The following is a 10,458-nucleotide window of genomic DNA, read 5'->3' on the forward strand; positions in this document are numbered from 1 at the left end:
CTCACGTCCGTCACGCTGCCCGCCGCAAGGCGCACGTCGTTCGCCGTCATGCGGATCGCGCCCGCCTTGCCGTCAAGGCTCGCGGCGCGCACGACGCCCTCCTGATTGACAGCGGAAGAAACAAGTGCGTCTCCCGTCGCCGCTGTCATGAAGACAAGCCCGCCGTCCGCTTCGACGATGCCTTTGTTCGTGACGCTCTCTTCCATCGCCGCTTTCGTCGGTACGACCGTGACCTTGCCATCGCCCGTGAAATCGAGCGTGACGTCCTCTGCCGCTGCGAGAACCGCCGCGCCCTTCTTGGCAACGATGACGCCTTCGTTGACGACATCCCTGCCGAGAAGCGCTACTGCGCCCGCATCCGCCGCACGAAGTGTGCCGCGATTGATGACCTTGCCATCATTCGGCGTGCCGACGAAGGCATACTTGCCCGCCATGAAATCGGCGTTCGTAATGTTCATCGTCGAGGCTGCGATCGCGCCCGCATCGACCTGTGCGCCGGGCGCAAAAAGGACGCCCGCCGGGTTGACGAGGAATACTCGCCCGTTCGCCGTGAGCGTGCCGAAGATCTCAGAGGGATTCCCCCCGAGCACGCGGTTCAAAAGCGCCGCCTGTGCATTCGGCTGGAAGATATTGACGCGCTCGTTTGCCGCGATGTTGAAGCTCTGCCAGTTGATGACGGCGTTTTCAGTCGCCTGATGAATTGCCATCTCCGCCTGACTCTTGGCGATGTCGGCAGCGCCCGCCGCGACTTCGCCGCCCTGCGGCAAGGCGCTGGCAGGGCTGCTCGTGCCAACGAGGGCTGCGCCCGCCGCCACGATGCCGACGCCGCCCAAGAGGGCGCGGCGCACGTTCTCCTGCAGGCGCAGCAGGAAGGGATTGTTCTCGCCGCGCTCTTTCCTCGCGCGGCGCTGTTTTTTCATGAAGCGCATGGGGATTTCTCCTTTTCGTCTTGAACGCCCGAGAGGTCAAGCTATGCCGACCGCCCAGCTCTCTATTGTCGTTTTAGAAGAATTTATACAGTTGAAACCAGAACCTGCCGCTGCGATCCGTGTCGGAGACCGCCTCTTCATGGCCGATCTTCCAAGCGTAGTGCAGATGCGCGACCCAGTTCGCCTGATTGCTCCAATTCACACCGACGCCCGCGCCGTATAGGCTGCGGCTCGTCGCGCCCGTATAGCCCGGCCAACCGTCGTGGTAGAGCTTCACATGACCGCCGTCGACGAAGGCGATCAGCTGCCAGATATTCTCGTCGCCCTCGCGCGTCGGCAAGTTCCAGCGAAGCTCTGAAGTCCAGCGCCAGCCGTCGTCGCCCGACGCTTCGCCGACGGGGTAGGCGCGTACGCCGTAAGGCCCGCCGAGCGAGAATTTCTCCGAGGAATCGAGGTTCTTGTTCGCCCACTGGCGGCTGTACGAGAGGTAGAGCGAGAGACGATCGTCTATGTGCTGCAGGCGCGTCAAGTTCAAATTCCACTTGCCGAAATGACCTGCCGTCCGCGCGGTAGCGGCATCGTACCGGCGCTGCACTTCATCGTCGATGGAGAGGTCGCCATACGTGTAATTGAGCGCGAAGGTGTTGCGGCCGCCCGTCCAGATATGGTCGAGGTTGTCGCCGTTGATGCCGATGACCCAGTTTTTCGCTCCCTTGGGATTCTTGTACGCCATGCCCTTCGCTTCGTCCTCAAGATCCTTCCAGTCGAAGCGCAGCGTGCCGTAGAGGTTGAAGTCGCGGCTGCGCCGGAAGTTGTGCTGCCACCAAAGGCTCACGGTCTCCGACGTGCCCGTGTAGTCAAGCGCAGAGAACGCGCCGCCCAGCGTGTAGTGCGAGCGTGCGTAGCTGACGCCGACGCGTTCGCCCTGCTTGGCGATCGGCGTCGAGTAGGAAGCCGATCCCGACCACATGCCGCCATTCGACACGATGCCGCCGACGGAGAAGAGGTCGCCCTCGCGGAACGGACTCGCGTAGTTGAAGAAGGCGCTGTACTGGTAGCGTCCCGTGTAGCGATAGCCGCCGTTGTCGACGCCGACGTAGCCCCACATGCGGTTGCCCTTGTTCTTGACGTCGATAATGATGTCCGACGTGCCCTGGCGACTGCCCGCCTTGATCTGTGTGCGCGCCTCGACGCGCGAGAGGTCGTTCGTCAGCCAGACGCCGCGGTTGAGCGGCGCTTTCTTCACGAGTTCGCCCGAGGAAAGCCCCATTTCACGGCGAACAGCATTTTCTGTCAGATAAGAATGGTTGTTGATGATGATCTTGTCGTAGCGGCCGGGCACGATCGTGAAGTCGACCGTGCCGTCTGCGAAGTCCTGCGGCGCGAGGTAGGCGAAGGCAACGAAGTATCCTTCGGAACGCAGGTATTTCGTGATCTCCGTCGCCTGCTCTTCGAGGTCGGCGAGACGCGCGTACTTGAGCTTGTGCGGCTTTAAGAGCGCACAAAGCTCCTCGTCCGTCACGGGGTTCTCGCCCGAGAACGTGTAGCGGCGCACGAGGATCGCGCTCTCCGCAGCCTGCTGCTCTGCCGAATGCGGCGCAGGGGCTTCCACGCCCGTCCGCGTCACATTCGGCGAGGTGGCTGTTTGCGCGCCCTCGGTCTTCGGCACGTCGGCGGCGCTCGCGCCCATCATCGGCGCTTCGCCCGCCGCTGCACGCACCATGGCACGCTGCGCATCGCCCGCCGCATCTGAAACCGTTCCCGCTTCAGCGCAAAAAGGGGCGAGCACAGCGCTGAGCAAAGCAAGCGTGACGGCAAAGGACAGACGCCCGCATCGCTTTGCGATGAAAGACCTGTGCCGGATTTTCTCTGCATCCTGCATCTTCATTCGCATCGTTCCTTCCATGACTTACAATCGTTCTTCACGACGGCTTCCAAAAGTATCAACCGCACTTGTATGCTATATATTAGCATAATGCGGGCTTTTTTCCTAGCGGATATTAGCTATTTCTTTGCAGCCTTGCAAAAATAGGGATTTTTGACCTATGTTCGGGCGAGGGTTCTCGTACAAAAAAAGGCAGGCGACAGCTGCCTGAATGTGCTATACTATAGACGGTGTTGCTTCTAATCGGTAGGCGGTCGATTCTTAGCCCCTGAATGGCGGTCAACGTCAACCAATCGCGTCTCGCCTTCGGCTCACGCTCTTGGGACGTTTTCGCATACGAGCCGTTTGCCAATCAGCTGCGCCCGCGGGCTTGCTTCTTGGACGGCTCAGCAGGGGTATAGCCCATGGAACTGTACGATTTTTTGTCGTTCGTTTTCCTCGTAACGATTTGCATCGTTACCTTAAAGGCAAAATAAGAAAACCCGCCTTCAGTTTCCAGACGTAGGCGGGTTTTCTAAATCCAAACACGAGTGGGGCTGACCGTTTACCAGCAACACCCTTTTCACGTTCATTATACGACACGCTGCGCCTTGCGTCAAGCGCCGCGCCTATTCTTTCAGGCACGCGGCGAAGACGATCTGATTCATCAGCACCGTCGGGTTCGTCGTGTTGATCTCAGCGGCTTGCGCGAAGGCTCGCCACGCTTCTCGGTATTTCTTCTCGCGCACGAGGGCGATGCCGATGTTGCTCTGGGCGTTCGCCGACTGCGGCACGAGGGCGAGCACGCGCTCGAAGTCCCGCATCGCAGCATTGTTCCTGCCCGTCTTGAGGTTCATGACACCGAGGTTGTACCATGCGTAGGCGAAGTCGGGCTGCGCCTTAATAAGCGCTTCGAGGTCGGCCTTCGCACGTTTTTCATCGCCCGCTGCCGTAAAGAAGAGTGCACGATCATAGAGCGCTGCCGCGCTCTTCGGTGAGAGCCGAAGAGCCGCCTCCAAGTCAGCTGCCGCCCTCTCGCTCTCGCCGCGCTTCGCAAAGACGATGGCGCGATAGACGTAGGCGGCGGCATTTTTCTTTGCGGCGAGCTTCTTCTCGGCGAAGGCGAGCGAGGCATCGCTCGCGTCGGGCGTCGTCGCTTCGCGGCAGAGCAGCAGGATGTCCTGCCCGTAAGAGGTGCCCGGCACGGCCCAGACGCCGTTGAGTCCCGTCCAGTGCTTGATCTTGCCGTAGATGTCGGTGCGGTAGAGGCGCACGAGATCGTAGCGCGGATCGACGAGCGGCGCGTGCGGCCTCTCGGTCGTCGCGTATGCCATGAGGTGCTGGATGTGGGCGCGCACGCCTTCCTGCGGCGTGGCGAAGTACGCGCCCTTGGCCTTGTTGCCCGTCGCGCCGAGACCGCAGTAGTTGTTCTGAGCGGGCAGGACATCGCCGCCGTAGGCGAAGAATCCCGTCTCCTTCAAGGCCTGGCAAAGGGCGATGTCGGCACGCACGCCTTCCGCCCCTGCCTCCTCGTAGTAGAGTCGCACGATCTCCTCGACGGAGCAGGCGAGCTTCGGCTGCGGGTTGCGCCGCCGGATGAAAGCCGCCATCTGCGCCTGCGTCGCCTCCGCCGCGCCTAGGATCTCGACGCTCTCGGGCGGCGCCTCCTCCTCCAAGATCGGCTCGGTCAGCGGCTCGGCAATGAAGAAGCGCACCTCTGCCGCCGCCTTCTCGTTGACCTCGGCGGGAAGGTCTGCCGCAAAATGCGGGCGGGCGACGAACACGGGCGTGGCAGCGTCCTTCTTCGCGTTCGTATCCGTCGCCGCCTGTGCGCCTTGCACGGCGAAGGCGGGCGTCCCTTGCGCGGCCTGCGCCACGGACGGCAGTGGCGCTCCCGCGCACGCGGCGAGGAGCGCCGCCATGGCGGCTCCCGCCAGAAGACGCCGCATCTTCCCCGTCATTCTTCCTTCGGGCATAAGGTTCCTCCATCTTCTTTCGCGTCATAAATCTTCCAGCCGTTGCGTCCCGCACGCTTCACATCGTAGAGCGCCGCGTCCGCCGCCATGAAGAGATCGTCGTAGTTCGTGCCGTGCAGGGGCGCGAGCGCTATGCCAATGCTCACGGAGAGCAGCGAGCGGTCGTCGCGCACCTCAAGCTCCTGCGCCGCCGTCATGAGCTGACGCGCGTGGCGCTCGACGGCGACGAGGGTCGTCACGTTCGGCATGAGCACGGTGAATTCGTCGCCGCCGAAGCGCCCGATGTGATCCGACTGACGGAAGATCGAGCGCACCTCCTGTGCAAAGCGGCGCAAGACGTCGTCGCCCGCCTGATGGCCGTAGGTGTCGTTCATCTCCTTGAAGTGGTCGAGATCCATGATAAAAAATGCGTGGAACGCCCCTTCTTTCAAGGTTCCTGCCAGCATCTCCTCGCAGGCGGACTGGATCGCCTTCTTGTTCAAAAGCCCCGTCAAGGGGTCGATTTCCGCCTCCTGCTTGTAGATGTCGCGCGCACGCATCAGCTTCTTCTGCTCCTCGACCGCCTTTTCCAGCTCCTCGTTCTTCGCGAGCAGCACCTCCGACTGGCGTCTCTGCACACGCGAGCGTTCGATGAGGAACACGGCGATGAACACGGAGAGCAGGAAGACGACAGCGAGCGCCACCGTCTGTATCGGATAGCGTGCGACGACGGCGGTCAGCGTCAGACGCCCCGTCATGTGCTCGTTGACGATCTCCTGCACACGGCGCGGGTCCATCTTCAAGATGCCCTTCGTCAGGACGGACTGCAGGACACGCGGCTGCTCGCCCGAGATCGCGAGGCTCACGGGGATCTCCGCCGAATGACTCGCGAGCACGACGAGATCCGGGTGCATCGACAGGAGGCTGCTCTGCTGCAGGAAGAGCGAGGGCAGAAGCGCGAAATCACAGCCGCCCTCCTCAATCATGCGCAGGCAGTCGACAGGCTCATCAACCGGCACGATCTGCCAGTTCGGATGCTGCATGTTCAAATAGGTGCGCATGCCATGAAACCAGCGCGGCAGCGCGACCCGCGCCGTCCCCGTCGGCACGTCGCCCGCGCCGCGCCGCACGACGTAGGAAAAATCTTCCGTCGCAAAGGTCGCCGTGAAGAAGAGATCCCGCATCGACGGCAGGTTGTTGTAGACGCAGAAGAAGATGTCCGCCTCGCCCTCGCGCAGCATTTTCAGCGCATGTTCGTTGTCCTCGGCGCGCACGAAGCGAAAGCGCAGGCCAAGCGTCTCGCCGAGCGCCTTCAAAAGGCTCGGATAAATGCCCTCGGGCACGCCCTTTTCCAAACGGTCACCGAAGAACGGCTCATGTCCGCCGACGTAGACGACGCGCAGGTCGGGCGCGGACGCCAGGTAGGCATTTTCCGACGCATTGAAGCGCACGAGCTGGTTCTGCGCCCGATCGAGAAAGGCCTTGCCCAGATACGTCTCGAAGCTCGGATTGACCCTTTCCGTGTAAAGGATCGTGTCGCTGAGGTTCTTCAGCAGACCTTCCCGCTTCTTCGCCGCGATGAACTTCGCGGGCATGAGCGCCACGCGCAGGAGCAGCTTCTCCCCGTCCTTCTTGCGGCTCGCGCTGTCCAAGATGGCGTCGACTTCGCCACGCGCAAGCGCCTCGTGCAGCGCCTCGGCGGTCTGATGCTCGACGACGTCGACGCGCACGCCCTGCTCGCGCACGAGCGGCGTCAGCGCATAGGAATACAGGCCGTCTTGGAGCACGCCGATCCGCATGTTGGCGAGCACGGCGGGATTGTTCGTCTCAAGGGAGGAATCCTCGCGCACATAGAGGGAGAGGATCGAATACGCCGCGCTGTCCACGCTGAAGGAGAACGCTCCTTCGTCACCGGGCATCTCGCGCGCAGGGAAGTACAAGTCGATGCGCCCCTCTCGCAGCATCTCGCGCGCCGTCCACTCATCCATCTCCACATATTCGTACTGCCAGCCTGTGCTGCGCGCCACCTCATTGAGGTAGCGCTTCGCGTAGTTGAACAGCAGCCGCTCGGGCGATCCGTCGGGAAAGGACGAGACATCGAGGCAGCCGACGCGCAGCACGGGCGCAGAATCCATCGCATGGAGCAGACGCTGCGGCGCAAGCAGCATGAGCAGGACGAAAAAAAAGATGATGCCGCAGCGCATGACGGGATTCATTTCCAACACCTCTCCTGCAGTTCTCGGACGAACCGCCCAATGTACAGTTTGACACTGACTATAGTATAGCAGATTTTTCCTGAATTTTCACTACATAAAATTCCAGACTTTGCTATAATGATGGAAAAGAAGTATGGACGAAGGAGAGACTGCCATGAAGATTTTTCAAAACGATTGGGGCGGCTTGCTCGCCGACGAGATGAAAAAGCCCTACTATCAGGAACTGCGCCGCTTCCTCATCGAAGAGTACCGCACGCGCCGCATCTTTCCCGACATGTATGCGATCTTCAATGCGCTCCACTACACATCCTACGCCGAAACGAAGGTCGTGATCCTCGGCCAGGATCCCTATCACGGCGAGGGGCAGGCGCATGGACTTTCCTTCTCCGTGCAGGCGGGCGTCGAGCCGCCGCCGTCGCTCAAGAACATCTTCGAGGAGCTTTCCAGCGATCTCGGCTGCAGGACACCGAACAACGGCTGTCTCGCGCCGTGGGCGAAGCAGGGCGTGCTGCTTTTGAACACCGTGCTGACCGTACGCGCCCACGCCGCCGCCTCGCACCACGGGCACGGCTGGGAGCAGTTCACCGACCGCATCATAGAGCTGCTCTCGGCACGCGAAAAGCCCCTCGTCTTCATCCTCTGGGGTGCGCCCGCACGCCGCAAGAAGGCGATGATCGCCGCCCCGCCGCACGCCGTCATCGAGTCGGCGCACCCGAGTCCCCTGTCCGCCTTCCGCGGCTTCTTCGGCAGCCGCCCTTTCTCCCGCGCCAACGCGTTCCTCGAAAGCACGGGGCAGACGCCGATCGACTGGCAGCTGCCCGATGTTTGATCTGTAGAATCTATAGAGATCAAACATCGGGCAGCGCAAGCGATACATATCGTTAATTCACGCTGCGATTCGGCGCATTTGCAAAACTTTATTGCACATAAAGCGACATTTTGTTACACTTGGTAATAGGCATCAAAATAGTATCGTACTTATCAACTAGGGAGTGCCTGCGTGTCGGACATTCTCACAGAGCGGGTTCACCTGTCCCGTTTATTTCGTTTTGGAGGGCATTTCGATGGGCAAGAGCATATTTTCGCGGGCAGGGCTGATCACCGCGGAGGACAAGAAGGACTTGGAAAAGCGGCTCGAAGAGCTTGAGCAGGCGATCGACGACATGCACGACGTGCGCCGCCAGCAGGATCGTGACTCGATCCGGCGCGAGCGCTCCATCCTCAGCCGCATCGACGAGGTGGAGCGCACGGTCGCCGAACGCCTCGACGCGATGCAGGCGGGACTCGTGCGCGAGATCAACGCTCTCGCCCGCAGCCTGCCGCGCGACCTATCCGCCTTCCGCAGCGGTCCCGGCATCGACACGAGCGCGCTCGGCACGATGATGCAGAAGGAGATCGCACGTCAGATGGCCGCGCTGCACACGGCGCAGGAAAAGGGCGCGCAGGATCTCAAGGACTCCCTCGCGCTCACCCTGCAGTATGTGGCGAGCACGCAGGAACAGGGATTCGCCGACCTTTTGAAGCGTCACTCCGCCATCGAGATCGGCCTCGTGGAGACGGCCGGACAGATCGCCGAGGACATCGAGCGCGAGCACGAGTCGCTTTCGGGACGCATCGCTTCCTTGGATACGGCACAGCGTGACAACGGCGAGGCGGCGAAGGAGCGCGAGCGCAAGCAGGACGAGCAGACGCACCAGCTGCAAAAGTTCCTGCAGCACGCGGCGACCGCCTTGGAAACACTCGCAAAGAAGCAGGACATCGGCCTCATGGAAGGTCTGCTGCGCCTGCAGGAAGCAAGCCAGCGGACGCAGGGCATGATCGAGGACGCCGAGGAAGATGCGCAAAAGGAGCCGCCCTCGCTCCTCGCTGAAAAGAAAAGCGCCTCCTTCCTCATCCTGCCGAACGGGGTCAAGCGCCCTTGAGCGGCGCCATGACGAGCGGCGGCTTCCTGCGTGCCGCCGAGTCTCTCGCGGCGCGCGCCTGTGCGATGGCAGCGCAGCCTGTGCAGCAGCAGGCGACTGTGCCGAAGAGCGCCGAGCGCGGCCTGCGCGTCGCCATGCTCGCGAGCGGCAGCAAGGGAAACGCCGCGTACATCGAGCTGGATGGCACACGCCTCCTCATCGACGCTGGCATCAGCGCACGCCGCATCACGCGCTCGCTCGCCGACCTCGGCGTCGACGCCGCCTCCCTCGACGGCGTCTTCATCACGCACGAGCACAGCGACCACATCAAGGGACTGCCGACGCTCTTGAAGCAGTATCACCTGCCGCTCTTCGCGCCGCCCGCGACGCTCCGCGCCATAAGGGAGAGCCTTGCCGTGCCCGAGGACACGTTCACGCCGCTCACCGAAAATGTCATGCTCGGTGCGGTCTCGGTCAAGAGCTTTTCCACGCTGCACGACGCCGTCTCGCCCGTCGGCTACGCCGTCTGCGGCAGCGAGAAGTGTGCGCTCGCGACCGATCTCGGCTTTTTGACAAACGACGTCATGACCGCCATCGAAGGCGCGGACGCACTGATCTTAGAAGCCAACCACGACCGCGAACTCCTGCAGCGCGGCTCCTATCCGTGGCACTTGAAGCAGCGCATCCTTTCGAACCGCGGCCACCTGTCGAACAGCGCGGCGGCCTGGGCGCTCGTGCGCCTCAAGAAGCGTCCGCGCGCCGTTTTCCTCGCGCACATGAGCCAGGAGAACAACCGCCCCGAACTCGTCGAGGAAACCGTGCGCACGATCCTCGCACAGCAGAACGTCCGGCAGGAAAACATCGTGCTCGCGGCACAGGATGTGCCGACCTACTGGGGGTTCGACAAGCACCGCCCCACACAAATGGCTCTTCAAGAATCGTAGGTAGACAGCCGCCAGCCACACCGCCGCAGGGCGCGGATGCGGCTCTTGACCGTCACGCCTGCGCACTGCGATGCGTCGACTAGCGATTTTCCTGTATAAGCTACACGCACAAACGTCCACTTCGTGGACATTGTGCGCCGCCCTTACAGAAGCCTAGCCAATCGCTCTACGCCTTCGTCTTGACCTCTTGGGGCTTCATAGTAAAAACAGCCTCTCGCGACATGGATTCTCCCAGTCGCAAGAGGCTGTTTTTATTTTTCAGAGCGTCAGACCTGCTCTAGAATGTCCATTGAATAGCAGCGCCGCCGCTGAGTCCTTTGCGCTTTCCCTGCCAGCCATTGATGTGGAAATCATAGCTAATGCGGCTATTTTGCGGCAGGAAGCGATAGCCAAGTTCGAGCATATAGCTCGATCCCTTGAGGCTCGGACTGGGCGCTGCGTCACCGCCGACGCTCGCGCTCGCCTCTCCGCCCAATTCATGCTCCCAGGCCAGCCCGGCATAGCACTCACCCGCGCTCCTGTCCTTCCTGCTGTAGCGGAGGCCGAGGCGCAGGCGATGTGAGTCGACGTCGGCGAAGTCGTAGGCATCGCCCGAGCCGCGCAGTTTCACCGACATACCGTCCTGGTGCGACCAGAAATAGCGCACATA

9 protein-coding genes are annotated in these 10,458 nt (G+C 61.9%); 3 read left to right on the top strand and 6 right to left on the bottom strand.

Annotation, left to right across the window (positions count from 1 at the left end; translation table 11 throughout):
• The 4 genes from QZ177_RS10150 to QZ177_RS10165 all read right to left on the bottom strand — a co-directional run.
• Positions 1–929: filamentous hemagglutinin N-terminal domain-containing protein (locus tag QZ177_RS10150; protein ID WP_294177338.1), on the bottom strand; the 929-nt coding region annotated here is incomplete at its 3' end.
• 73 nt (positions 930–1,002) lie between these two features.
• On the bottom strand, positions 1,003–2,817 hold the full coding sequence (locus tag QZ177_RS10155; protein ID WP_294177339.1) for a ShlB/FhaC/HecB family hemolysin secretion/activation protein: 1,815 nt from the start codon (positions 2,815–2,817) through the stop codon (positions 1,003–1,005).
• A 605-nt stretch (positions 2,818–3,422) separates the two neighbouring features.
• Entirely contained in the window at positions 3,423–4,769 is a 1,347-nt protein-coding gene (locus QZ177_RS10160; RefSeq protein ID WP_294177340.1) for a glucosaminidase domain-containing protein, read from the bottom strand.
• The gene (locus QZ177_RS10165) at positions 4,751–6,964 is read right to left on the bottom strand and encodes a GGDEF domain-containing protein (protein WP_294177348.1); all 2,214 of its coding nucleotides are present in this window, start codon (positions 6,962–6,964) and stop codon (positions 4,751–4,753) included. The genes QZ177_RS10160 and QZ177_RS10165 overlap by 19 nt, the downstream gene beginning before the upstream one ends.
• A gap of 154 nt (positions 6,965–7,118) precedes the next feature.
• On the opposite strand from QZ177_RS10165, the gene QZ177_RS10170 reads away from it, so the two are divergent.
• The 3 genes from QZ177_RS10170 to QZ177_RS10180 all read left to right on the top strand — a co-directional run bounded on the left by QZ177_RS10170 (position 7,119) and on the right by QZ177_RS10180 (position 9,809).
• Positions 7,119–7,793 (top strand): uracil-DNA glycosylase, encoded by a 675-nt coding sequence (locus QZ177_RS10170; RefSeq protein ID WP_009645743.1) that lies wholly within the window; start codon positions 7,119–7,121, stop codon positions 7,791–7,793.
• A gap of 235 nt (positions 7,794–8,028) precedes the next feature.
• Positions 8,029–8,886, top strand: a complete 858-nt coding sequence (locus QZ177_RS10175) for a hypothetical protein (RefSeq protein WP_294177341.1) — start codon at positions 8,029–8,031, stop codon at positions 8,884–8,886.
• A gap of 8 nt (positions 8,887–8,894) precedes the next feature.
• Complete coding sequence (locus tag QZ177_RS10180) at positions 8,895–9,809, top strand: MBL fold metallo-hydrolase (RefSeq protein ID WP_294177350.1); 915 nt, start codon at positions 8,895–8,897, stop codon at positions 9,807–9,809.
• Here QZ177_RS10180 and QZ177_RS10185 read toward each other — a convergent pair.
• Both QZ177_RS10185 and QZ177_RS10190 read right to left on the bottom strand, forming a co-directional pair.
• Complete coding sequence (locus QZ177_RS10185; protein WP_294177343.1) at positions 9,797–9,940, bottom strand: hypothetical protein; 144 nt, start codon at positions 9,938–9,940, stop codon at positions 9,797–9,799. The genes QZ177_RS10180 and QZ177_RS10185 overlap by 13 nt on opposite strands.
• Positions 9,941–10,086: 146 nt before the next feature.
• A partial coding sequence (locus tag QZ177_RS10190; protein ID WP_294177345.1) for an autotransporter domain-containing protein occupies positions 10,087–10,458 on the bottom strand: 372 nt, incomplete at its 5' end.

It is taken from the genome of uncultured Selenomonas sp. (genome assembly GCA_905372355.1).
Taxonomy (GTDB): Bacteria; Bacillota; Negativicutes; order Selenomonadales; family Selenomonadaceae; genus Selenomonas.